This is a genomic window from Neisseria sp. 19428wB4_WF04, from assembly GCF_015235335.1.
GTDB lineage: Bacteria > Pseudomonadota > Gammaproteobacteria > Burkholderiales > Neisseriaceae > Neisseria > Neisseria musculi.
The window spans coordinates 1-24566 of the sequence record NZ_JADGLG010000027.1; the positions used below are offsets into that span (position 1 = coordinate 1).

21 protein-coding genes and 3 pseudogenes are annotated in these 24566 nt (G+C 55.1%); 11 read left to right on the forward strand and 13 right to left on the reverse strand.

Annotation, left to right across the window (positions count from 1 at the left end; translation table 11 throughout):
• Nucleotides 1-388, forward strand: a pseudogene (locus IR141_RS07285) (IS1595 family transposase); the annotation flags it as partial.
• 22 nt (nt 389-410) lie between these two features.
• On the opposite strand, the pseudogene IR141_RS07290 reads toward IR141_RS07285, so the two are convergent.
• A pseudogene (locus IR141_RS07290) lies at nt 411-1057 on the reverse strand (IS1595 family transposase).
• A 239-nt stretch (nt 1058-1296) separates the two neighbouring features.
• Entirely contained in the window at nt 1297-2064 is a 768-nt protein-coding gene (locus IR141_RS07295; RefSeq protein ID WP_135035290.1) for a TatD family hydrolase, read from the reverse strand.
• A gap of 587 nt (nt 2065-2651) precedes the next feature.
• Between IR141_RS07295 and IR141_RS07300 the strand changes: the two genes are divergently transcribed.
• Together IR141_RS07300 and tkt are read left to right on the forward strand one after the other, a co-directional pair.
• Entirely contained in the window at nt 2652-3299 is a 648-nt protein-coding gene (locus tag IR141_RS07300; protein ID WP_135035293.1) for a fumarylacetoacetate hydrolase family protein, read from the forward strand.
• 222 nt (nt 3300-3521) lie between these two features.
• Nucleotides 3522-5510 (forward strand): transketolase, encoded by a 1989-nt coding sequence (tkt, locus tag IR141_RS07305; RefSeq protein WP_135035295.1) that lies wholly within the window; start codon nt 3522-3524, stop codon nt 5508-5510.
• 860 nt (nt 5511-6370) lie between these two features.
• Here tkt and nusB read toward each other — a convergent pair.
• The 4 genes from nusB to IR141_RS07325 form a co-directional block, all read right to left on the reverse strand.
• The gene (gene nusB / locus IR141_RS07310; protein WP_135035298.1) at nt 6371-6796 is read right to left on the reverse strand and encodes a transcription antitermination factor NusB; all 426 of its coding nucleotides are present in this window, start codon (nt 6794-6796) and stop codon (nt 6371-6373) included.
• A 259-nt stretch (nt 6797-7055) separates the two neighbouring features.
• On the reverse strand, nt 7056-7532 hold the full coding sequence (ribH, locus tag IR141_RS07315; protein WP_135035301.1) for a 6,7-dimethyl-8-ribityllumazine synthase: 477 nt from the start codon (nt 7530-7532) through the stop codon (nt 7056-7058).
• 132 nt (nt 7533-7664) lie between these two features.
• Nucleotides 7665-7913 (reverse strand): DUF2185 domain-containing protein, encoded by a 249-nt coding sequence (locus IR141_RS07320; RefSeq protein ID WP_228068187.1) that lies wholly within the window; start codon nt 7911-7913, stop codon nt 7665-7667.
• A 231-nt stretch (nt 7914-8144) separates the two neighbouring features.
• The gene (locus IR141_RS07325; protein WP_135035307.1) at nt 8145-9014 is read right to left on the reverse strand and encodes a DMT family transporter; all 870 of its coding nucleotides are present in this window, start codon (nt 9012-9014) and stop codon (nt 8145-8147) included.
• A 189-nt stretch (nt 9015-9203) separates the two neighbouring features.
• Between IR141_RS07325 and IR141_RS07330 the strand changes: the two genes are divergently transcribed.
• The 6 genes from IR141_RS07330 (at nt 9204) to aspA (ending at nt 14988) form a co-directional block, all read left to right on the forward strand.
• Complete coding sequence (locus IR141_RS07330; protein ID WP_135035310.1) at nt 9204-9977, forward strand: FKBP-type peptidyl-prolyl cis-trans isomerase; 774 nt, start codon at nt 9204-9206, stop codon at nt 9975-9977.
• A gap of 269 nt (nt 9978-10246) precedes the next feature.
• Nucleotides 10247-10936, forward strand: coding sequence for an NAD-dependent deacylase (locus IR141_RS07335; RefSeq protein WP_135035313.1), 690 nt, complete (start codon nt 10247-10249; stop codon nt 10934-10936).
• A 12-nt stretch (nt 10937-10948) separates the two neighbouring features.
• Entirely contained in the window at nt 10949-11548 is a 600-nt protein-coding gene (locus IR141_RS07340) for a thermonuclease family protein (RefSeq protein WP_135035316.1), read from the forward strand.
• A 179-nt stretch (nt 11549-11727) separates the two neighbouring features.
• The gene (gene pssA, locus IR141_RS07345) at nt 11728-12483 is read left to right on the forward strand and encodes a CDP-diacylglycerol--serine O-phosphatidyltransferase (RefSeq protein WP_135035319.1); all 756 of its coding nucleotides are present in this window, start codon (nt 11728-11730) and stop codon (nt 12481-12483) included.
• A 47-nt stretch (nt 12484-12530) separates the two neighbouring features.
• Nucleotides 12531-13340, forward strand: a complete 810-nt coding sequence (locus IR141_RS07350) for a sulfite exporter TauE/SafE family protein (RefSeq protein ID WP_135035322.1) — start codon at nt 12531-12533, stop codon at nt 13338-13340.
• 229 nt (nt 13341-13569) lie between these two features.
• Nucleotides 13570-14988: an aspartate ammonia-lyase gene (gene aspA, locus IR141_RS07355; RefSeq protein WP_135035324.1), complete on the forward strand. Its 1419-nt coding sequence runs from the start codon at nt 13570-13572 to the stop codon at nt 14986-14988.
• Between the two features lie 154 nt (nt 14989-15142).
• On the opposite strand, the pseudogene IR141_RS07360 reads toward aspA, so the two are convergent.
• A pseudogene (locus IR141_RS07360) lies at nt 15143-15772 on the reverse strand (IS1595 family transposase).
• 104 nt (nt 15773-15876) lie between these two features.
• Nucleotides 15877-16161, reverse strand: coding sequence for a hypothetical protein (locus IR141_RS07365; RefSeq protein ID WP_135035327.1), 285 nt, complete (start codon nt 16159-16161; stop codon nt 15877-15879).
• A 206-nt stretch (nt 16162-16367) separates the two neighbouring features.
• On the opposite strand from IR141_RS07365, the gene IR141_RS07370 reads away from it, so the two are divergent.
• Nucleotides 16368-16733: a RidA family protein gene (locus IR141_RS07370; RefSeq protein ID WP_135035330.1), complete on the forward strand. Its 366-nt coding sequence runs from the start codon at nt 16368-16370 to the stop codon at nt 16731-16733.
• Nucleotides 16734-17114: 381 nt separating this feature from the next.
• Here the strand turns inward: IR141_RS07370 and recN are convergent, their stop codons facing one another.
• The 5 genes from recN to mltG form a co-directional block, all read right to left on the reverse strand.
• Nucleotides 17115-18776, reverse strand: coding sequence for a DNA repair protein RecN (gene recN / locus IR141_RS07375; protein WP_135035333.1), 1662 nt, complete (start codon nt 18774-18776; stop codon nt 17115-17117).
• Between the two features lie 277 nt (nt 18777-19053).
• Nucleotides 19054-21246 carry a cation-translocating P-type ATPase gene (locus IR141_RS07380; protein ID WP_135035336.1) on the reverse strand — a complete coding sequence of 731 codons (2193 nt, stop codon included), beginning with the start codon at nt 21244-21246 and terminating at the stop codon, nt 19054-19056.
• 202 nt (nt 21247-21448) lie between these two features.
• Entirely contained in the window at nt 21449-21658 is a 210-nt protein-coding gene (locus tag IR141_RS07385) for a heavy-metal-associated domain-containing protein (protein ID WP_135035360.1), read from the reverse strand.
• 452 nt (nt 21659-22110) lie between these two features.
• The gene (tmk, locus tag IR141_RS07390; protein ID WP_135035339.1) at nt 22111-22731 is read right to left on the reverse strand and encodes a dTMP kinase; all 621 of its coding nucleotides are present in this window, start codon (nt 22729-22731) and stop codon (nt 22111-22113) included.
• 133 nt (nt 22732-22864) lie between these two features.
• Nucleotides 22865-23860 (reverse strand): endolytic transglycosylase MltG, encoded by a 996-nt coding sequence (gene mltG / locus IR141_RS07395; protein WP_135035342.1) that lies wholly within the window; start codon nt 23858-23860, stop codon nt 22865-22867.
• Between the two features lie 131 nt (nt 23861-23991).
• Here mltG and ampD point away from each other — a divergent pair, with 131 nt between their 5' ends.
• Nucleotides 23992-24543, forward strand: coding sequence for a 1,6-anhydro-N-acetylmuramyl-L-alanine amidase AmpD (gene ampD / locus IR141_RS07400; protein WP_135035345.1), 552 nt, complete (start codon nt 23992-23994; stop codon nt 24541-24543).
• The last annotated feature ends 23 nt before the right edge of the window (nt 24544-24566 follow it).

The window sequence follows — 24566 nt, forward strand, 5'->3', positions numbered from 1 at the left end:
CTGCCGGTGTGGTCGAACTGGACGAATCCTACTTCGGCTCCAAACGCATCCGAGGGCGGGCGGGGGAGAGGGAGGCAAAACCATTGTTTTCGGCATCTTAAAACGGGACGACAAAGTCTATACCGAAATCGTGCCGGATACTTCGAAAGCTACTACACTGCAACAGGTTATTCGAGGGCGGGTTGCTGTTGAAATTGTCATCAATACTGACGGCTGGCGCGGCTATCACGGCTTGGTCGATATGGGCTGTGAAAAGCACTTCAGGGTACATCATGGTGCAGACGAGTTCGCCCGGGGTGCGCAACACATTAACGGCATCGAATTGTTTTGGGGTTATGCCAAAAACCGCTTGGTTAAATTTAACGGTGTACCGAAACAGACTTTTTATTAGGGGCTGAAGTAGCTTAGCCCTAAATACCACACCAATCCCGCAAGATTTTCAACTGCTCACTTGGTGTGCCAAAGTTAAAACGAAACCCGCATTCTTTCAAGAATAGGGAAAAAGACTTCCGGTCGATTCCGTTGTATTTGCGCAGCACACGCTTGGCCTGATTCCAAAAATTCCCAATGCCGTTGATGTGGTTTTGCCTCTGGGCAAATGTCTTGCTGTGGTTAATCCTATGGTGGTGAAAACCGCCGACATCCGGGACATCATCGCTGCTTAAACTGTCGGTATACACCACACTGTCCGGCATGATTTTCTTCGTAATAACAGGCAGCAAACTCTCTTTTTTGGCGTTATCCACGACCACGGTATAAACCTTGCCGCCATGTTTGAGGATACCGAAAACCACCACTTTGCCTGCGGCTCCTGTGCCGCGTTTTCCTTTGCGCTTACCGCCGGAGCAGCTCATCTGACTACGGAACCTTCAAAAACCTGATGCCTCCAAGGCCGAATGATGGCTGATGACGAGGCGGATTTTGCGGTAAAAGAGTATGGCGGTGTTGGGCCGGATACCCAAGACATCGGCAGCCGAACGGGCGGTAACTTCCGGCACAAAATATCCGAGTAGTGTCTTCTGTACTTTTTTCTTAATTTACAGTTTGTTATCTTCATTTTAGCATCCTGTCATGACTACTAATCTACGTTAGCCCCAATTTTTTATCTACATTGTTGTTAAACTTTTGTGTTCAAAGGGATTGCATTTCTTCTACGGAAATTCCACTTACCGTTGGAATTTTTGGGCAATATAATAGCGGGGAAGTTTGGAGGGTGATATTAGGTGCGGTTTTTTGCTGCAGAAAGCTGCACTTTGAATTCGAATTCAAGAGCCCAAACACTAGGCAAGGACATGCTTACAGCCTGTTAATATCGGCCAGTAGGGCATTCACATTCCTCTCGGTTTGTGCGGCCAGGTCTTCGGGTTTGATACCCCGCAGTTGTGCGGCGGCTGCAGCGATTTTCTGCACGTTGGCCGGTGTATTAACGGCGTTTTTCAGCATAAACGGGCTGTCTGTTTCCAATACAATATTTTCTGCCGGCAATTCGGCGGCCGCACTGCGGGCTTTGCGCGCGGCAGGGTTGAGCAGCAGTGAACCAATGCCGATTTTAAACCCGCAATCCATAAATGCCCGTGCCTCTTCCAAACTGCCGGAAAAGGCATGAACAATGCCGCCTTGCGTGAAACGGCAGTTTTTCACCGACTGCATGATTGCAGCCGCTGCTTTCAGATTGTGAATAATCACCGGGCGGTGCAGCCGTTGTGCCAACACAAGCTGATGCTCGAACACCACAATCTGCCGTTGCCGCTGCGCCTGCGTTTGCGCCCTGCCGTAATCCAAACCGATTTCCCCTACCAATGCTTTCGGGTGTTTGAGCAATTGCTGCTCCAGTTCTGCAAAATCACGCTCTATGGCCGCGCCGGCAAACCACGGGTGAATGCCCAGCGCGATATGCACTGACGGTAAGGCCGATAACGCCGCCACATCGGCAAAATCGCTGCGCTGCGTGGCCGGCACGATAAAACGGCAAACGCCTGCCGCGCGGGCAGCGGCGAAAACCTGCGGCAGGCTGCCGAGCAGGGCAGGGTCGGCAAGGTGGCAGTGGGTGTCGGTCAGCTTCATGGCAAATATCTTTTCAATAGTGGGGCAATCATATCAGGCCGTTTGAACGCTGCAAAATCTTTCAGACGGCCTCTATAGCGAACCCCCTTTTTCGCCCTATGTAAAGGGGTATGTCAAGGGGCATGTCTTAGAAACGTAAAGCCGATTTAACTCAGTTGCCGAGTGAAGGGCTTAATAACCTGCACCGCATTCTATACCGCCAACCCCGACAATTTCTTCATTTTCGGTATGGCATAAGGCAGCATGTTGCAGACAGTGCAAAACGATATGGACGGATTCTGTTGCTGCTTTATCGGTTTAATAAGGCTGTTTTTGAGCCGGAGCCAGGTAAGGCCGTAATGGAAATAAAGGGAATGGCCGCGCCTGCAGGTAAAACGGGGCGGCGGCTCAGGCAGGTAAAAGCCGGATAAGGGTTCGGGGTTGCGTTTTCTGCTCTATGGCGGGCGCATCACCGGGCCGTCTGAAAAGAATCCGAAGAAGCGGCTTTGCTTGGTTGACGGAGTTTCGTTATACGCCGGCCCAGGTGCAGCAAACCGTGCGGCGGCCTATAATCGTATTTGGCCGTCCGAACAAAAAAAGGAAACGTTATGACGCAGATTTATTTGGAAGACCGAGCTGTGCGTGTGAACAATATCTATTGCATCGGCCGCAATTATGCAGCTCATATTGCCGAACTGAAAAATGAGGCACCAGCAGAGCCGGTGGTGTTTATGAAGCCGAACAACAGCATTCTGCGCAGCGGCGGTATCATCAGGCTGCCCGCATACAGCACTTCTGTGCATTATGAATGCGAGTTGGTTTTGCTGGTCGGAAAAGATTCAGACGGCCTTGAAAGTGATATTGAAAATATTGTGGCAGGCTACGGTGTCGGCCTGGATTTAACCGCCCGCGACATCCAAAGCCGTCTGAAAGAAAAAGGGCTGCCGTGGACAAAGGCCAAAGGCTTCCGCGGCGCCGCGTGTGTGTCGGATTTTACGGCAGCAGGCAGTCTGGCCGACCCGCAAGACTGTACTTTCACCTTAACCATAAACGGCGGGCTGCGCCAGCAGGGGCAGACCGCATTGATGGTTTACCCGATTGCGGCGGTTTTGCAGGAGTTGGCTACCACTTACGGCCTTAAAGCGGGTGATTTGGTGTTCACCGGCACCCCCGCCGGGGTGGGCGAACTGCATTCCGGCGACCGGGCGGTGTTGGATTTGGGCGGAATCGTGCAGGCTGAATTCAGCGTGGCTTAAGCAGCGTGGAGATAAATAGGCCGCCGCACAGCAAATCCGCACATTCCGACACACGGCAATACAGCCGGCACAACCGGTTGTGTTATTGCTTTCAGCGGCCTGCAAAACGGTTTTCTTGAGTGTGGGTACGGCGGCATAAGCAGGTTTTCCAATCTTGAAAGCCCCCGCGAATCAGGCGATAATCGAAAACGTTTCTACACCCCTATCAGAGAAGGTATCCAAATGGCTTCACAACTGGCAAACGCCATCCGTTTCTTATCTGCCGATGCAGTACAGAGAGCCAATTCCGGCCACCCCGGCGCGCCGATGGGCATGGCCGAAATGGCCGAAGTGTTGTGGACGAAATTTTTAAACCACAATCCCGCCAACCCTAAATTTTACAACCGCGACCGTTTTGTTTTATCCAACGGCCACGCCTCGATGCTGCTCTACAGCCTGCTGCACCTCACGGGCTACCAGGTTTCGATCGATGATTTGAAAAACTTCCGCCAACTGCACAGCAACACCCCCGGCCACCCCGAATACGGCTACACCGAAGGCGTGGAAACCACCACCGGCCCGCTGGGTCAGGGCATTGCCAACGCCGTGGGCATGGCGCTGGCCGAAAAAATTCTGGCGGCCGAGTTCAACCGTGAAGGCTTGGATATTGTCGACCACCACACTTATGTGTTTGCGGGCGACGGCTGCCTGATGGAGGGCGTGTCACACGAGGCCTGCTCGCTGGCCGGTACGCTGGGGCTGGGCAAATTGATTGTTTTATATGACGATAATAATATTTCCATAGACGGAAAAGTGGACGGCTGGTTTACCGAAAACATTGCGCAACGTTTCGAAAGTTACGGCTGGCACGTGGTGCCGGATGTGAACGGCCACGATACCGCCGCCCTCGAAGCCGCCATCGCGCAGGCCAAAGCCGAAACCGGCAAACCCTCCATCATCTGCTGCAAAACCCTTATCGGCAAAGGCGCGGCCACCAAAGAGGGCAGCCACAAAACCCACGGCGCACCGTTGGGAGCAGAAGAAATCGAGGCCACCCGCCGCCATTTGGGCTGGCATTACGGCGCGTTTGAAATCCCGCAGGAAGTGTATGAAGGCTGGAGTGCCAAAGAAAAAGGTGCGGCGCTGGAAAACGGTTGGAACGCGCTGTTTGCCGAATATCAGGCCGCGTTTCCCGAAAAAGCCGCCGAATTTGTGCGCCGCATGAACCGCGAACTGCCCGCCGGCTTCGATGCTTATGTTCAGACGGCTTTGAAAGAAGTGTGCGACAAAGCCGAGAAAATCGCCACCCGCAAAGCCAGCCAAAACAGCATTGAAATTCTGGCCGAAGTGTTGCCCGAACTGGTGGGAGGCTCGGCGGACCTCACTCCGTCCAACCTCACAGACTGGCCGGGCAGCGTATCGGTTACGCGCGAAAACGGCGGCAACTATATCCACTACGGTGTGCGCGAATTCGGCATGGCCGCCATCATCAACGGCATGGTGCTGCACGGCGGCGTAAAACCTTTCGGCGCTACTTTTCTGATGTTCAGCGAATACGCCCGCAACGCTCTGCGCATGGCTGCGCTGATGAAAATCAACCCCGTGTTTGTGTTTACCCACGATTCCATCGGCTTGGGCGAAGACGGCCCCACCCACCAGCCGGTAGAGCAAACCGCCACCCTGCGCCTGATTCCCAATATGGACGTATGGCGCCCCTGCGACACTGCCGAAAGCCTGGTGGCGTGGGTTGAGGCCGTTAAAGCAGCAGAGCGCCCCAGCAGCCTGATTTTCAGCCGTCAAAACCTGCCGTTTATCCCGCGCAGCCCGGTGCAGTTGGATAACATCAAGCGCGGCGGCTACGTGGTCAGCGAAGCCGAAGGGGGCGCGGCGCGGGCAGTGGTTATCGCAACAGGCTCCGAAGTGGGGCTGGCCTTAGAGGCGCAAACCCTGCTGGCCGGGCAGGGCGTGTTGGTGAATGTGGTGTCCATGCCCTCGACCAATGTGTTTGAGCGTCAAGACGAAGCCTACCGCAACAGCGTGTTGCCGTTGGGGCTGCCGCGCATCGCCGTGGAAGCGGGCGCAACCGGCGGCTGGTACCGGTATGTGGGCTTGGACGGCGCGGTGGTCGGCCTTGACCGTTTCGGCGAATCCGCTCCCGCAGAGCAGTTGTTCCAACAATTCGGCTTCACCGCAGAGAACGTGGCAGATACCGTGAAAGTGGTTTTACAATAAACCGTTTGCCCAAACTTTCAGGCCGTCTGAAAGTTTTCAGACGGCCTGAAATGTAGAAAATTCCGGTGTTTACACTTTTCGTTTTAACCCGGACACCGGTTTGGAAACGTGGCCGGGAATGCCGTAAGGAGCGGAGCTCCGCGCAGTTGTGCGCATACCGAAATTACGGATCCATCGTTTTCGGCAAAAGCAAAAGCTGTTGGGTGCAGCAAGTGTAAACAACCCGAGCTTGCCCAACCTTGAGGCCGTCTGAAAATTTTTCAGACGGCCTCAAATATAGAAAACCTCGGCGTTGTTACACTTTCCGTTTGCCCGAACAGGGTTTGGGTATGGCCAAGCGTTGTTAAGAATGCTGTAAGACGCGGTAACGCCGCACAGTTTTTGTATACCCGAAATGGTGCAGCCATCGTTTTCAGCCAAAACAAAAACTGTTTGGTGAAGAAAATGCAGAGAATCCGGTTTTTTCCAATATCGAGGCCGTCTGAAAACTTTTCAGACGGCCTCAAGTGTGTTTCGGGGTCGGTGTTCCGTCCATGCCCGGGCAAGCCCGAGTATGGCGGATTAAGGCCGCAGGCCGCAGGCAGTACAATCAGTATGGTAAGGCACAGCAACGCTGTAGCGGAAGTTTGGTTAATCCGCCATATGCAGGCCGGTATGGTTTGGCCTATCGTTGCCGTGCTCGAGTGCAAAGGGAACGATTTGCGGATCGCCCGCCCAAGCGGCAACCGGGTCGGCTCTGTAGTGTCGGTTTGGCTTGCCGGCAGCGCGGATTCGCTGTGTTGTGTTTGCGGTTTGTTTTGCTGCAAATGCAGCCGCTTAAATAACGGCAATGTTGCAGCATGCCTGCTGCCGGGTCTTGTTCAGCCGCGTTTGGGATCGTTCGGACGCAGCCGGGCGGCGAGTTTGTCGAGTATGCCGTTCACAAACTTATGACCGTCTGTGCCGCCGAAGGTTTTGGTTACTTCGATGGCTTCGTTGATAATCACAGGATAGGGCGTTTCGGGCATGGCGGCAAGCTCGTGGCAGGCCATCAGCAATACGGCGCGCTCGATGGGGCTGAGATCGTTTTCATCACGGTCGAGCAGGGGGCGGATTTGCTGCATATATTCTTGCCGGTTGGCGTGGGTGCCGAAAAAGAGGGCGGTAAACAATTCGCTGTCGGCTTTTTTGAAGCCGCTGCTTTCGTTGATGTTTTGGGCGGTTTCGGAGGCAGAGGTGTGGTTGAGTGCCGATTGGTAAAGTGCCTGTACGGTAAATTCACGGGCGCGGCGGCGGGGTGTTTTCATGGTGTTTCCTCGGTTGTGCGGCAGAGTTTCAGACGGCATCAGGTTTCAGACGGCCTGAGCCGGTTTGGTGAAGCGGCTTGGTTTCTGCTGTTGCGTTGTTGTGCTTCGGTTCAAAAAACGGTTTTAGTTTTACGGCCGCTGAAACGGCAATGGAGCCGGTTCAGCGGCGGCTGCACGGTCTGCGGGCTTGCCCAATGCGATAAATATGTGTGTCAACCGCTATATTAAAAAATGTGCCGTTTGGGCCGTCTGAACCCTGTCAGACTTCATCTTCAAACTGATCTTGCAGCAGCAGGTTGGTGAGATTGGCGCATTCTACGGCTACCACGGCTGCATCGGCGGCTTTCTCTTCGATGCGCGCCTGCGCCTGCGCATCGTTTTCGGTGGTGAGAATGGCATTGGCGATGGGGATGTTGTAGTCCAACCCCACGCGGGTAATGCCGGCACCGGATTCGTTGGCCACCAGCTCGAAATGGTAGGTTTCGCCGCGGATAACGGCACCGATGGCAATCAGGGCATCATATTGCCGGGAGGCGGCCATGTTTTGCAGCACCAGCGGCACTTCGAGCGCGCCGGGAACGGTGGCAACGGTGATGTCGTCAGTGTGAACGCCGAGCTGGATGAGTTTGCCGGTGCACACTTTGAGCATGGCGCTGCCGATTTCGTTGCTGAAACGTGCCTGCACGATGCCGATGCGCAGGTTGGTGCCGTTGTGGTCGGGTTGGATGGTGTTCATAGGTTTTCTGTAGTTTAAGTGGTGAAACGGTAAAAAATGGATTGGGCCGTTTGAAAATCAATCTTGCGGCCGCCAATCGGCGGCGGGGTGGAATTTGCCGTTTCGGCCGGTTTTCCATGCTGTGCCGGCGGGTTAGGCGGGCCGTTCGGCAACGGCAGGGCGGCTGCGGGTGCTGCTGCTTATGCCGCACACGGTGAAATTTGCAGAATCAGCGGTCAATTCATCGGTTTCATCACCGCTGAAAAAACGCCGGCCATTGTTTTGCCCGAGCACCGGCTCTTTGCGGTACGTCAATCCAACGGGTGCACCGCCTTTACCCACGGCTTTGAAAGCCATGCAGCGGTCGGGCGCGGCGGAAAGGGTGTCGGCAAACAGGTTCATGGCGGAAACGGCGCGGTAAAGATTGCAGATGCGGCTATTTTACACGATACACCGCCCTTACGCATGGCGGTTTCTCTGCTGCGAACTTAGGGTCTGTTGACATGACGCAACGGCGGTATTTTTGGTCAAAATCGCGCGTCTGCGGCGTTAAAAATGCTCGCAAGGTGCCCAACCTTGCTGCGCTTTTTGCCTTGCATATGCGGTTTTTGCCTCAAAAAGCCGCTGCGTTGGTCAATTGTCAACAGACCCTAGGTAAACCGCCGCCAGCGTTAAGGCCGCGCCGCCCCATTGCAGGCCGTTGATGGGCTTGTCGAGCCAGAAATAGTCGATAAGCAGCGCTGCTGCGGGCTCGCTCAGCAGCAACAGGCCGGTCAGCGACAACGGGAGCAGCCCAACCGCATAGGCAACCAGCCCCCAGGCGAAGCACTGCATCACTGCGCCGTAAATCACAATCAGGCCGATATCGCGCGGGGTAGCGGGGTAGAGGTTGCCGGCATCGAGCAGCAGCATAGGCAGCACCAGCGCGGCCATGCCGCCGAGGCTGACCAGCATCATCATCGGAAACAGCGGCGTGGCTTCGGCCTGATGGGTTTTGCGCACCATTACCATCGACAACGCCAGCATCGCGCCCGACACAATCCCGCTTACCAATCCCCAGCCTGCGCTTTGATTGCGGCCGAATTCGGGGCCGGCAATCAGTGCCACGCCCGCCACCGCCATTATCAGGCTGAGCAATTGCATTTTGCCCAAACGTTCGCCGAAAAAGAAAAAACCGATGGCCGTAAGAAAAAAGATTTGCAGGCTGTTGAGCAGAGTGGAAATGCCGGGGCCGACCGCATAAATGCTTTCGTGCCACAAAGCCAGGTCGAAGCCGAGAAACGTGCCCGAAAGCAGGGCGTAACGCAACGCCTGCCGGCTTTTCGGCAGTTTCTGCCCGAAAAAACGCAACAACGCCCAAAAAATCACCGCCGCCACCGCCAAACGCCAAAAGGCAACGGCATACGCGCCCACCGGCACGATTTTCACAATCAGGCTGCCGAGGCCGAAAATCACGCAGCCCGCAACCAGCATGGGTGCCGCACGGCGGTTGGATTCGCGCATGGTTTGAATGCCTGCATCAAAAAGGCCTTGAATTTTATAGCAGGCCGTCTGAAAAGAGAAGAAAACGGCCTGCGTTTTTTAACACAAAGCCGTTTGAAACCAGTGGTTTTTCAGACGGCCTTCATTCCAATCTACCCAAACTCCGCTATAATTCACGCTCCCGTTAATATGTTACTCAGGACGAACATAATGAACAAAACCTTGAAAACCGCCGTATTGGCCGCAACCGCCGCACTGGCACTGGCCGCCTGCAAACAGGAAGGCAACGCTGCTGCCGCATCCGGCGAAAAACCCGCCTCTGCCGCCGCCGCAGACGGTTTCGGCAGCCCCGTGCAGCGCGCCAGCTATGCTTTGGGTATGGACATCGGCACCACCCTGAAACGCATGAAAGACCAGGGCACCGAAGTGGATTTGAAAGTGCTTAACGAAGCCGTGCAAACCTTGCTCGAAGGCAAAGAGCCCAAGCTGAACGACCAGCAGGCACAGGAAGTGCTGATGGCGTTTATGGCCGAGCAGCAGCAGAAAGCGCATGCCAAAGTGGTGGAAGATGCCAAAGCCAATCTTGAAAAGGGGCAGGCATTTCTGAAAGAAAACGGCGCCAAAGAAGGCGTGAAAACCACCGCCTCCGGTCTGCAATACCAAGTGAAAACCGAGGGCACGGGCGCGCAGCCCAAAGCTGCCGATGTGGTAACGGTCGAATACGAAGGCCGCTTGATTGACGGCACGGTGTTCGACAGCAGCAAACAACACGGCGGCACCGCCACTTTCCCGCTCAACCAAGTGATTAAAGGCTGGACGGAAGGCATACAGTTAATGAAAGAAGGCGGCGAATACACCCTGTTTATCCCCGCCGCACTGGCCTACGGTGAAAATGCCGTGAGCGACAAAATCGGCCCGAATGCCACTTTGGTGTTTGATGTGAAGCTGTTGAAAGTAGAAAAAGCGAAAGCGCAAGGCAAATAAACCGGGCAGCGGGGCAGGCCGTCTGAAAAGATTTTTTCAGACGGCCTGCTGTTTTGGCAGCAAGAGCAGCGCCGGCGCGCGTTTTGCCGCTGCCCTGCGCAGGATAGCACCGCTGCTCCGTTTCGGCGGTGTTTCCGCCCGGAGAGAACGGTTTTCTCAGCCGCCCAAGCAGCAGCATAACCGGCCGGATATAATCTGCATTGTCTGCACTTGCTGCGTGGTAACGAAAATGTGCCAATCCGCTATGGCTATTTATTAAGGAGGGAACGATGAAAAAATGCGTGGTGCTGACCGGCGCGGGCATCAGCGCCGACAGCGGCTTGAACACGTTTCGCGATGAAGGCGGCTTGTGGGCGGGGTACAAAATAACCGATGTGTGCACGCCCGAGGCTTTTTCGCGCAACCCGCAGTTGGTGTACGATTTCTACAATATGCGCCGCAGGCAGGCCAACGAAGCGCAGCCGAACGCTGCCCATCAGGCACTGGTGCGGCTGGAGGCGCATTACCGCGTGCAGATTATCACCCAAAATGTCGACAACCTGCACGAGCGCGCAGGCAGCCGCCATGTGCTTCACCTGCACGGCGAGCTGGACAAAGCGCGCAGTTGTGCCGATGAGCGCGAAATTTTAGCTTGGACGGGTGATTTGGACGGCAGACACACCGACAGCAAAGGCCGCCCGCTCAGGCCGCATATCGTGTGGTTCGGCGAGGAAGTGCCGCTGTTCGGGCAGGCCGTGGCAGAAATGCGCGATGCCGACATTGTGATGGTGGTGGGCACTTCCCTTCAGGTTTACCCCGCCGCTTCACTGCTGCACTTCGCCCCGCCGCAGGCCGAGTGTTTTTTGATTGATCCCAAGCCGCAGCAGGCGGGCAGGGCGGTGGAAATAATTGCGCAAAAAGCCAAAGACGGCGTGCCTGCGCTGGTTGAAGAACTCATCCGCCGCGCTGCTTGTGATTAACGGTAAAAACTCATGAAAAACATTGTCTTAACAATATTTTTGGCGTTGTTGCCTCCGGCTGCGGCCGCGCAGGCAGATGTTTGGGTGCCGCTGCCGGATCAGGGCGAAAAAGCGCAAGACAGCCGGGTTTGGCCGCAGGCGCGTACCGTCAGGCAATACACGGGGCGCGTAACCGCCGTTGCCGATGGCGATACGCTGCGCGTTACCGACAATAACGGTGCCAAACATAAAATCCGCCTGGCCTATATCGATGCGCCCGAATTGCAGCAGGCGCACGGGCAGGCGGCACGGCAGGCATTGAGTGCCGCAGTTTTGGCAAAAACCGTTGATGTGGAAGTGTTTGAAACCGACCGCTACCAGCGCGAAGTGGCTAAGGTGGGCATAAACGGCAGAGATGTGAACCTGAGCCAAATCCAACAGGGTCATGCGTGGCATTATGTATCGATTGCCAAGCGCCGGCAGAACAAAACCGATTATGCCGCTTATGCCTATGCCGAAGCAGGAGCGCGGCAGCAGGCAGCAGGGCTGTGGCGCGGCAAAAACGCCCAAGCACCGTGGCATTTCCGCCGGCAGGCGCGCGAAAAGCAAAATCCGAGCGCGGGCGGCACGTAACAGGGCTGGTGGTAGTGCCGCGAAACGGTTTTCAGACGGCCTGGTTTGACCGTTGGCAAAGCCTGCCTCGGGCAAGGCCGTTGTCCAATCGGTTCGGCCGTCTGAAACACGCCGCATGAGGCTTGCGGTATAATCCATACAAACCACATAACGGGCCGCACGGCCGTTACGGAAAAACGATGACGACACCACAAAACCCCACGCCGCGTTTCAGGGCGCTGCTGCGGCAGAACAGTATTTACCTGCTGCCCAATTCTTTCACGATTGCCGCGCTGTTTGCCGCGTTTTTCGCCATCACGCAGGCCATGCACGGGCGCTATGAAACGGCGGCGATTGCGGTTTTTGTGTCGATGCTGTTGGACGGCATGGACGGCCGTGTGGCGCGCTGGACCAACAGCCAGAGCGCGTTCGGCGAGCAGCTCGACAGCCTGGCCGATATGGTGAGCTTCGGCGTTGCGCCTGCTTTAATCGCCTATAAATGGCAGCTTTGGCAGTTCGGCAAAATCGGCTATTCGGCCGCGTTTATCTATTGTGCCTGCGCCGCGCTGCGGCTGGCACTGTTCAACACTTTAATCGGCAAGGTCGATAAACGTTGGTTTATCGGCATACCCAGCCCCACGGCGGCGGCGCTGATTGTAGGCATGATTTGGGTGAACCACAGCTACGGGCGTTTTCCGCAGGCGGCTTGGGTGTGCCTGATTATCACCTTGTTTGCGGGACTTTCGATGGTGGTGCAGATTCCGTTTTGGAGCTTTAAAGAAATCAACGTGCGCCGCAAAGTGCCGTTTTTTGCGATGATTGTTTTTATGCTGGTGTTGGCGGTGGCGGCATGGGAGCCTTCGCTGGTACTGTTTCTGTTTTTCTTGGGCTACAGCCTGTCGGGTTATGTGGTGTTTGCTTGGCGGTGGCTGAAAAAGCGCAATCCGGCCGTCTGAAAAGTGTTGTGGAACAAACGTTTGTAAATTTGAAAAGAAGAATAACGATGTTAGACATACAGTTGGTGGCGGTGATGCTGGCAGTCGGCGCGTTTGCCGGGTTTGTTGCCGGGCTGCTCGGCATAGGCGGCGGTATGATTATCGTGCCGGTGGTGTTGTGGGTGTTGCAGATGCAGGGTTTGGACCATATCCCGCACGCGCAGCATTTGGCCGTGGGCACATCGTTTGCCATTATGGTGTTCACCACGTTTTCGAGCGTGATGGCGCAAAACCGCAAAGGCGCGGTGGATTGGCAGGTGGTGCGGCGCATGGTGCCGGGCATGATTGCCGGCGTGTTGGCGGGTTCGTTTTTGGCCAAACACATTTCCAACGCGGCTTTGCAGCTTTTCTTTATCGTATTTACCGTTTTGGTGGCGTTGAAAACCCTGGCCGATGCCAAGCCCAAGCCTTCGCGCTCGCTGCCCGGCCGGGCGGGCTTGAGCGGGGCGGGCGTGCTGTTCGGCATGGTTTCGAGCTGGGTGGGCATAGGCGGCGGTTCGCTGTCGGTGCCGTTTTTGATGTATTGCAACGTGCCGGTACACCGTGCCGTGGGCACATCGGCAGGGTTGGCATGGCCGGTTGCGGCAGCCGGCGCGGCAGGTTATCTTTATTCGGGCTGGAGCGTGGGCGGGCTGCCCGCAGGCTCGTTCGGATTTTGGTATCTGCCGGCGGTGGCGGTGTTGAGCGTGGCAACGGTGGTATGTGCACCGCTGGGCGTGAAAACCGCACACAAACTGCCGCCCGAAAAGCTGAAACAGGCGTTCGGCATACTGTTGCTGGTGATTGCCGGCAGAATGCTGTGGCGCTTGCAGGCCTGAAACAGAAAAGCATGATAAAAAGGCCGTCTGAAACGTTTCAGACGGCCTTTTTATGCCTGTAAAGTGGTAAAATGGCAAAGCAGCCGCCAAGCCGGCCACCTTAAAATCATGGCAGCGCCGGTGTGCTTCGTGTTGCCGCCGCATTATCTGCAGCCTGCCTGTTTTATCTGTTTTTGCAGGTTGCCCAGCCGGAAACGGCTGTAAATTTTCAAACAACGGAGAGCCAAAGATGAAAAAACGCATCGAAACCGACCTGCTCGGCGAGCGCAAGATTCCAAACGAAGTGTATTGGGGTATACACACCTTGCGGGCGAAAGAAAATTTCAATATTTCAGATCAGAGAGTTTCCGATATTCCCGAGCTGGTGCGCGGCATGGTGATGGTGAAAAAAGCCGCTGCCCGCGCCAACGGCTATTTGGGGGTGGTTCCGATGGAAACCGCCCGCCTGATTGAGCAGGCTTGTGATGAAGTGCTGGAAAAAGGCCGCTGCCTCGACCAGTTTCCTTCCGATGTGTATCAGGGCGGCGCAGGCACTTCGGTAAACATGAACGCCAACGAAGTGATTGCCAATCTTGCGTTGGAAATCGCAGGTTATGAAAAAGGCCGCTACGACATCATTAACCCCAACGACCATGTGAACGCCAGCCAATCCACCAACGATGCTTATCCCACGGGTTTCCGCATTGCGGTTTATCACAGCATTGTGGCGATGCTGGAGAAAATAGGTCGTCTGAAACAGGCATTCGAGCGCAAAGCAGACGAGTTTGCCGATATTCTGAAAATGGGGCGTACCCAGCTTCAAGATGCCGTTCCGATGACGCTGGGGCAGGAATTTTCAGCATTTGCAGTACTGCTCGAAGAAGAAGAGCGCAACCTGCTGCGCACGGCCGGGCTGCTGCTGGAAGTGAATCTCGGCGCAACCGCCATCGGCACGGGCGTGAATACCCCTGAAGGCTATGCCCACCTGGCGGTGGCCAAGCTGGCCGAAGTGAGCGGCCTGCCCTGCGTGCCGGCCAAAAACCTGATTGAAGCCACTTCCGATTGCGGGGCTTATGTGATGGTGCACGGTGCATTGAAGCGCACGGCGGTGAAGTTGTCGAAAATCTGCAACGACCTGCGGCTGCTGTCATCAGGCCCGCGCGCCGGCCTGAACGAAATCAACCTGCCCGAAATGCAGGCAGGCTCTTCGATTATGCCCGCCAAAGTCAATCCCGTGATTCCCGAAGTGGTAAACCAGGTGTGTTTCAAAGTTATCGGCAACGACACCACCGTTACTTTTGCCGCCGAGGCCGGGCAGCTGCAACTGAACGTGATGGAGCCCGTGATAGGGCAATGCCTGTTTGAGAGCATCTCGCTGCTGGGCAACGCCTGCACCAACCTTAGCGAAAAATGCGTGTCGGGCATCACGGCCAACCGCGAAGTGTGCGAACAATATGTGTTCAACTCAATCGGGCTGGTTACTTACCTAAACCCGTTTATCGGCCACCACAACGGTGATTTGGTGGGCAAAATCTGCGCCCAAACCGGCAAGAGCGTACGAGAAGTGGTGTTGGAAAAAGGCTTGCTGAGCGTAGAAGAGTTGGACGATATCCTATCACCTCAAAACCTGATGAACCCGCAATATAAGGCGAAACGGTTTAAATCTTGAGTGTTTTTAACAGATATTGGAGAATATTAAGGGCTGATATCATTGTGATATATCTGGCAATATTCCGAATATCGGTATGGGTTTTATGGAAAGTTTAAACCACTATAGCTAACCCACTAAAAATTGGGGCTGTACTAGATTAGCCCTAAATTCCTCACCAATCCCGCAGCGTTTTTTTAAGCTGTAGGGTTGGTGTGCCGAAGTTAAACCGGAATTCGTATTCTTTCAATAACGGCAAGAAATATTTCCGCCCGATTCCGCCGTATTTGCGTAAGGTATGCTTTGCCTGATTCCAAAAATTTTCGGATGCCGTCAATGTGGTTCCGATGGTCTGCAAGCACTTTGGAATGGTTGATGCAGTGATAAATAAAACGACCCGCATCCCATTTGTTGCGACTGGTCTAGGCTGTTATGCAAACGATGCTGTCAGGCATAAATTTTCTTTTGATTACATGCAGTAAAGTTCCAAGCTTGGCGTTATCTGCAACCACCGTACAGATCTTGCCGTGCTGGTTCAGGATGCCGAAAACGGCCACTTTATCTGCCGCGCCGCGCCCGCACCAGCCCTCACGCCTTGCACTGAAACAACTTTCGTCCAACTCAACCGAACCGTCAAAAACCTCATCGTCAGCCGGAGTCAAATGATGGCTGGCGACTTGGCAGGTTTGACGGTGGAATAGGGCTGACGAATTTTAGGCATACCCAAAATATAGGCAGCGGAACGGGCAGTTGCTTCCGGTACAGAAAATAGAGTAGTTTTCTGTGATTTTTTCTTAATTTGCAGTGTGTTATCTCTATTGGAGTTGCCAAAAAATTTAAAACGCCATTCCTATCATCTCGGAAATAACGCCATTTGAGCATTTCAGACAACCTTAATTCTAGAAAAGTCTAACGTTGTTTACACTGTTTATGCCAAACCGCTTTTGTTTTTTGCTGCAATGATGGTTTCGTGGTTTTTGAGTATTCTAAAAACCATGAGAACAATGCGGCTCGGTCGTGTTCTTCGGCATTCTCGCAACCCTCAAAAATCCCCAAACGGGTTTTCAGGCAAAAAGGGAAAGTGTAAATAACGCCGGGTTTTTTACACCTGATGCGCCCGGCGCGTTCGGGTGGTTGGCTGAGTGTGTGGTGCTGCGGTGTTATTTGCAGATAAAGTTTTGCTGTGAGATCCATTTGGTGCGTGCAGGAGAAGCCGTGGTAGGGCGGACTAATCGGTTCGGCTTGGAAACGGCCGTCTGAAAAATAAATGCGGTGGTGTGCAATATTTTTCTGTTTGGTGTGCAGTAGAACCGCATGCTCGAGAGAAAAAGTGCTTGCGCTGCCTGTGTTACCATGTGTTTTCCATATACTTTAATGATACTTAATGCAAAGGAAGCAAAATGACTGTGCAATACTTCGGCCAAACAGCGCGCTTGTCGGAGGCTGTTGTAGCCAATGGTTTCGTTTTTTTGGCGGGTATGGTGCCCGAGCGTACCGATGTGGGGGTTGCCGAGCAAACCCGTGATGTGTTGGCGCAAATCGATAACTGGCTGGCACAATGTGGATCCGATAAAAAGCATATTTTGGAGGCCACTGTTTTTTTGCCGGATTTGGCTGATTATGATGCAATGAATGAAGCGTGGGATGCTTGGGTGGTTTCCGGTTATACGCCTGCCCGTGCATGCGTACAGGCTAAGTTGGCTAAGCCGGAATGGAAAGTGGAAATCAAGATTTCTGCGGTACAAATCGGTAAACAGGAAGCATGAATCTAGGCGTAAACTATTGATTTTTATTTTTTAAACAACGATTTTCTGCTTTTAACGGAATCCTGATGGTGATAGCGGGGAGGCCGTCTGAAACATGGTTTTCAGACGGCCTGCAATCTTTGCGGGCAAACTGAAAGAAAAACGATACGGCGTTATTCTGCCATGCTGCCCGGCGCCGGTTTCATTTTATCTTGATTCACGATACTTCAGCATTTTAAATATCCGGTTATGGCCGGCTTGGGTCTGAGCGTCTGCCGTTTTCAGAAACGGTTGGGATGCGCGGGTTAAGCCTATCGTGGCGGGATACGGATGTTTTCAGATTTGGGGTCTTTCAGGTTTGGAACGGATTTTCGGAAGCAGTATGGTTTGCCTGCCTGCCGGTTATTCTGCCGCCAACGCCAACATTTCTTCTGCATGTTTCCGAGTAGTGTCGGTGATGGTTTCGCCGCCGAGCATGCGGGCGATTTCTTCGATGCGGCCGGTGTTATCCAATACTTTGATTTCGCTGACAGTTTGTATGCCTTCGTTGTGTTTGTGCACCTGCCAGTGGTTTTCTCCGCAGGCGGCCACTTGCGGCAGGTGGGTAACGGCCAGCACTTGATGCCGTTTGCCCAGCGAGCGCAGGGCGCGGCCTACGGTTTCGGCTACACCTCCGCCGATGCCGGTATCTACTTCATCGAAAATCAGTGTCGGCACTTGGGTGTATTGGCTGGTAACCACTTGAATAGAAAGGCTGATGCGGGCAAGTTCGCCGCCGGAGGCCACTTTGTTGAGCGGACGCAGGGGGCTGCCCTTGTTGGCAGCCACTTGATATTGCACTTGCTCCAAGCCGTGCGCAGTGGGCGGGCAGGGCAGGAGTTCGATATTGAAGGCTGCACCTTTCATGGATAACTGCTGCATATGTCCGGTGGTTTCGGCGGCCAGTTTGGCAGCGGCTTCAGTGCGCATGGCCGATAGTTTCTGTGCGGCGGCGGTGTATTCGGCTTCGGTGCGCGCCGCGGCAGCTTCGAGGGCGGCGATGTCGGCGGCTTCGTGCAGGTTTTGCAGGATTTGGTTCAGTTCTTCGAGTTTGGCGGGCAGATATTCGGGTTCGACACGGTATTTGCGCGCCATGCTCATTAATGCGCCCATGCGCCGTTCTTGCTCGGCCAGCTCATCGGGATTGATTTCGACACGGTTGGATACATCGCGCATATTGGCGCCGATTTCGCCCAGCTCGGCTTCAACGGCGGCGAGCATTTCGAGGCTTTCGGCAAAGCGCAGTTCGATATTTTGCAGGCTGCCCAGGAGTTTTTGGCATTGATAGAGTTGCCGCTGCATACCGTTGTCGCCATCGATATATTCGGAAACCTGCTCTGCGGCCTGCAACAATTCGGCGGCGTGGGCGAGGCCGTGGTGGCTTTGGTTGAGGCTTTCCCATTCTCCGTGGCGCAAATCAAGCTGCTCGAGCTCGTTGCATTGCCATGCTACCCGTTCGCGTTCGATGGCGGTGTTTTCGGCGTGGTTTTGCGCTTCGTGCAGGGCTTTGCGGGCATTGCTCCAGCTTTGGTAAAGCTGTTTCACCGCCCCGGCTTGTTCTTGGGCGCCGGCGAAGGCATCGAGCAATTGCCGCTGCGCAGATTCTTGGTTGAGCGAATGGTGGGTGTTTTGTCCGTGGATATCGATGAGCCGGCTGCCGATGGCTTTGAGCTGCGCGAGTGTGGCGGCCTGGTTGTTGATAAAGCTGCGGCTTTTGCCTTTGGCATCGATGATGCGGCGTATGCTTAATTCTTCGCTGCCGGCTTCAAGCAAACCTTGTTCATACAGCTGCGCCTGCAATGCGGGCAGGCCGCTGATGTCGAAAAGGGCGGAAAGCCGGGCTTCTCGGGCACCGGTGCGCACTTGGCTGAAATCGGCTTTGTCGCCCAACAGCAGGCCGAGTGCATCGAGCGTGATGGATTTGCCCGCCCCGGTTTCGCCGGTGAGCACGGTGAAGCCGGTTTGAAAGTTGAGGTTGAGTTTTTCTACAATCACGAAGTCGCATAATGAAAGCGCCAGCAGCATGGATATTCCTTGGTTTGGGCCGTCTGAAACGGGAGTCGGATATTGGGCGGGATTATAACTAAGATTTTTCGTAGTTAAAATAAGATTTTTTATAGTTTTTTTAGAATTTATTTATTTTTTATCGATGCAGTTGGTTTTATGGGGATTCAAGCCGTCTGAAAGCTGTTTCAGACGGCCGGGGCAGATATTGGGCCGCGGACCAAAATAAGAATAGGGCAGGGCGGTAGGGGGCGATATGGCCGATCTGCTTTATGATGGTTACGGCGGGGCGTGTTTTTTATCGTGATTCACTGCCGTCAATTTTCACCCGTTTCAGGCGCAGGGCATTGCCGAGCACCGAAATCGAGCTTAGGGCCATGGCCGCGCCGGCAACCACCGGGCTGAGCAGGCCTAGGGCTGCCAGCGGAATGCCCGATATATTGTAGAAAAAGGCGAAAAACAGGTTTTGCTTGATGTTTGTCAGGGTAGCGCGCGAAATCAGCAGGGCATCGACCATTTGGTTGGCCGAGTGTTGCATCAACGTGGCCGAGGCGGTGTGTTCGGCTATATCGGCACCGTTTTTCATGGCGAAACCGACATCGGCAGCGGCCAGTGCGGGGGCATCGTTGATGCCGTCGCCCACCATGGCCACGGTGTTGCCGGCGGCTTTGAGCTTCTGCACTTCGGCGGCTTTGCCGCGCGGGCTCATATTGCCGAAAGCACGGCTTATGCCCAATTGCGCGGCGATATAGTCGGCAACGCCCTGATTGTCGCCGCTCATCATATACACCTTGATGCCGTGTGCTTTCAGACGGCCTACGGCCTGTTTGCTGTCGGCTTTGAGCCGGTCGGCCAGCGCAAAGGCACCGAGGGCGCGGCCGTTTGCCGACACGGCAACGATGCTGGCGGTTTTCCACACCGGGCCAAGGTTTTTGGGCAGCGTGAGGCCGCAATAGTCCGGCTTGCCTATTTTCACTTCGCCGATGCCGTCTATATCGGCTTTCACGCCTGCGCCGGCTTCGGTGTGCACGTTGCCGGCGAGGGGCAGGGTGATGCCGCGTGCCGAGGCCGTCTGAACGATGGCGCGGGCGAGCGGGTGCGCAGCATTTTGCCCGACCGAGGCGGCGAGGCGGTAAAGTTCGTTTTCATCAACGGCGAAAGCCCCGGGCAGGTTTTCAAACGGCCGCAGATATACCGCCGCCACTTCGGGTCTGCCTTCGGTGAGGGTGCCGGTTTTATCCAGCACCACCACGTTGACGCGGGCGGCTGCTTCCATGGCGGCGGCGTCTTTAAACCAAATACCGTGTTTCGCCGCCTTGCCCATGCCGGCCATAATCGCGGCGGGCGTGGCCAAACCAAGCGCACACGGGCAGGCGATGACCAGCACGGCCACGGCGTTTATCATCGCGGGTATCCAATCGCCTTTGAACAGCCAGGTTAAGATAAAAGTGAGCGCGGCGATACCGACCACGGCGGGCACGAAAACCGCCGCTGCTTTGTCGGCCACCCGGGCAATCGGTGCTTTGCTGCCTTGCGCCTCGGACAGAGCGGCCATCATGTCGCCGAGCAGGGTTTGGCTGCCGAGCCGGAGGGCGCGGTAAACCATGCTGCCATCGGTTATCATGGCACCGGCCAGCACTTTGCTGCCGGCGGTTTTTGCTTCGGGCTGCGATTCGCCGGTTAAATGGCTTTCATCGGCCCAGCCGCTGCCGCTCTCAACGATGCCGTCTGCCGCGATGCGCTCGCCGTGGCCGGCGCGGATCAAATCGCCTGCCTGCACTTGGTCGAGCGGCAGGTGCTGCCATTGGCCGCCGCGTTCCACATTCACCTGGCGCGGCGTGAGTTTTAGCAGCAGGCCGAGGCTGTCGAGGCTGGATTTTTTCGTGCGGTGTTCGAGAAATTTACCGAGACTCACGAAGCCGACAACCATCACACCGGCTTCAAAATAAACGTGCTCCCCGCCGTGATGCCCCATACCGCCGTGGCGGAACATCATCCACACCGAATAAAGATAAATCGCCGCCGTGCCGATCGTAACCAGCACGTCCATATTCGCCAGCCCGCCTTTAATGCTCGCCCATGCGCTTTTGTAAAACGGAACAGCGAGCCAAAGCTGCACCACGCTGGCCAGCGCAAACTGCCACAAGGCAGGCATCATCCAATCATGGTGCCCCACCATCATGCCTGCCATGCCGATGAGAAACGGCACATTGACGGCCAGCAGCAGCCACAAACGCCAGTCGGTATGGTTTTCAGACGGCAGCGGGGCGGCGGGGGTTTTTTCCTGCGCGTTAAAACCTGCTTGGGTGATGATTTGCGCCAGTGCGGCCGCATCGGTGCGGCTGTTGTCGAACACCACCTGCGCTTCTTCGCTGGCAAAGTTCACCGAGGCCGTCTGAACAAAATCTTTTTTGTTCAACACTTTCTCAATGCGGCTCGCGCAGGCCTGGCAGGTCATGCCGCTGATGTGGAAGCGGACTTTCTGTTGCATGGTTCCAACCTTTCGGCGAAATACCGACACAGGCGTTTCAGACGGTCGGGGTTTGGACAATCCCGGCCTTTTCTGACACCTGGGGTTTTTGCAATATTTGAAAACAGTTTGAACATTATGCCTGTATGGTAGCAGCGTTATTTTAATCAGACAGGCTTAAAAAAGATTTTTGGGAAAGATTTTGCCGGGGCTGCGGCCTCTCTCATAAAGAAACATCGAATCCTGCGCCTTCCACCGCTTCGATTAAGGCGGCGGTTTGTATTTTACCGGCATCGTAAATAATCAGGGCAGCGGCATTTTCCAAACTCACTTCGACTCTGCCCACGCCGTTTAACTGTTCTAAAACTTTGGTAACGCTTTTGACACAGCCGCCGCAGGTCATGCCGCCGATATTCAGGGTGATGGTTTCCATCATGCTCTCCGTGAAATAAAAAATATAGTCAAACACCTGCTTCGTTACAGCATGGTTGCGCCTTGCCGTACCGCACCGCCTGCGGCTTGCAGCACGATGCGGAAAACGTGCAGATTCACTATAGCTTAACTAAACCTCAACCTAGTGTCAAAGTCAAGAGCGGGAAGGCGGTACGCCATATCAAAGGCAGAGGCTTTTGTAACAGCCGGCTGAAGGCCGTCTGAAAACTCTGCCGTTTGAAAATTCTTCAGACGGCCTTAAATTTTTTACGGCAAACCACATCGCTGTAACGAAACACCGGCCTTGCCGCGCCCTGCCCGGGTAACATTCAAACGGCCGCCAAACCGGTCTGGGTTGGGGATATTGTGTTGAGAGATACCGCACCATTAAGCCGCAGGCCGTCTGAAAACCATTCAGACGGCCTGCGGAATTTTTTATAGGAGGGATTTGGGTCAGAGCCGGAAATGTTTGTTTAACGCGGCTTCGATAGATTGCTGCACGGCTTCGTGTGTGCGGTTGCTGTCGATGACCGCGTAACGCCCGGGATCGGCGGCGGCGCGGTTGAGATAAGCAGCGCGCACGCGGGTAAAGAAAGCGGCTTCTTCCTGTTCGAAGCGGTCTTTTTTGCGGTTGCGGCCGATGCGCTGCATGGAAACTTTCAGCGGCACATCGAGCAGAATGGTCAAATCGGGGCGCAGGCTGCCCTGAACCCAGTTTTCGAGCGCGGCGATATCGGCCGGCGGCACGCCGCGTCCGCCGCCCTGGTAGGCGAAGGTGGCATCGGTGAAGCGGTCGGATACTACGTTTATGCCGCTCGCCAGTGCGGGAGCGATCACGCTTTCGATGTGCTGGCAGCGCGCGGCAAACATCATCAGCGTTTCGGTGCGCAAGCCGGCTTGGGTGGCGGGGTTGAGCAGGATTTCGCGTAAGGCTTCGCCCACGGGTGTGCCGCCCGGTTCGCGGGTGAACAGTACGGGCAGGTTGCGGGTTTCAAACCAGTTTTGAATCACGGCGAGGTTGGTGGATTTGCCTGCGCCGTCAATGCCGTCAAGTGTGATGAATTGTGCCTGCATGGTGTGTGCTTTATGGTGGTGGGTGGCGGCATTATAAAAGAAATATGGGGGAGGCCGTGTTAAAGGCCGTCTGAAAACATTTGGTTTTTGTTGGGGAAAATGTTTCAGACGGCCCCGCCGGCGGCATCATGTTTTATTTTTTCAGAATGTATTTGCGTACGGCGGCATTGTGTTCGCTGAGGGTGTGGCTGAACTGGCTCTGGCCTGTTCCGTCCATTTTCGAAACGAAATAGAGGTATTTTTCGGCAGAAGGGTGGGCGGCGGCTTCCAGCGCGGCTTTGCCGGGCAACGCAATCGGCGTGGGGGTGAGCCCTGCGCGGGTGTAGGTGTTGTAGGGGGTGTCGCGCTGCAAATCGGCTTTGCGGATGCGGCCTTGGTAGGCATCGCCCATGCCGTAAATCACGCTGGGGTCGGTTTGCAGGCGCATACCGGTGGCGAGGCGGTTGGCAAACACGGCGGCAACATGGCGGCGGTCGTTTTCGTGGGCGGTTTCTTTTTCTATGATGCTGGCCATAATCAGCATTTCGTAAGGGGTTTGATAGGGAAGCCCGCTGCGCCGCTCGTCCCATGCGGCTTGCAGGTTGCGCTGCATGGTCCGGTAGGCGGTTTTGTAAATCTGAATATCGCTGCTGCCTGCATCGATTTCATAGCTGTCGGGGAAAAACAGCCCTTCAGGGTTGCCGGCCGGCGCATCGGGGGCGATTTCCTGCATCAGCTTTTCATTGCTCCAGCTGCGGGTGGTGTGTTCGATATCGTGGGTTTCGTTGATGATGCGGCGCATTTGTGCAAAGCGCATGCCTTCGGTGATGCGCACGGTTATGGAATCGGGGCGGCCGCCGCGCAGGTGCTGCAGAATCTGCCATGAGGAAACCTGCTTGGGCAGGCGGTAGGAGCCGGTGCGCAGGCGGTTGTGTACACCCAATAGATAGGCTGCCGAGATCAATGCGTGGCGGCTGTAAACCATATCGTTTTCGGCCAGTTTGCGGCCCACTGAGGCAATGCCCTGGTTTTTTTCTATTTTCAGACGATAGGCTTTTTCATTGTTTTTCGGCGCAAACAATAGGCCCGCCCAAACGGCGGCAAGCAAAATAAAAGCGGCGGCAAGCCGTTTCAACAATTTTTTCAGCATGGTAGGATTCGTGGTGTTGGTTCGGACGGCAGTATAAAACGAAAGCGGCGTTTTTTGCAGCACGGCAGTTTTAGCGGCAGCGTTGAAAGTATGAAAGGCCGTCTGAAAAAAGAGCGTAATGTTTAAAGGATATGATGGACAACTGGCAACAAGGTTGGTGGCTGCCCGCGCGGCGTGCCGACTCCCCCAATTTCAGCCCCCGGGAAAACGGAGAAACCGTTTCGCTGGTGGTTTTGCACAATATTTCGCTGCCCCCGTTTGAATACGGCACGGGCGCGGTGGAAAAGCTGTTTACCAACCGCATCAACCCAAAAGAGCACCCGTTTTTCAGCGCGATACACCCATTGCGCGTATCCAGCCACTTCTTTATCGACCGCAAAGGCGCAGCCGTGCAGTTTGTTTCGTGCGATGATGCGGCCTACCATGCGGGCGTTTCTTCGTTTCGCGGGCGCGGAAAATGCAATGCGTTTTCTATAGGCATCGAATTGGAAGGCTGTGATTTTGAACCTTTTACCGATGTTCAGTATCAATCGTTAAATATTCTTCTGCGCGCGCTGGCGGCACGCTATCCGATAGAGGCGGTTACCGGCCACCAATACATCGCGCCGGGCCGCAAAAGCGACCCCGGACATTTTTTCGATTGGGTGCGTGTGGCGGAGGGCGGCATCGCAATCGTGCGCTGAAAGATGCTGCCAGAGCAGGCGGT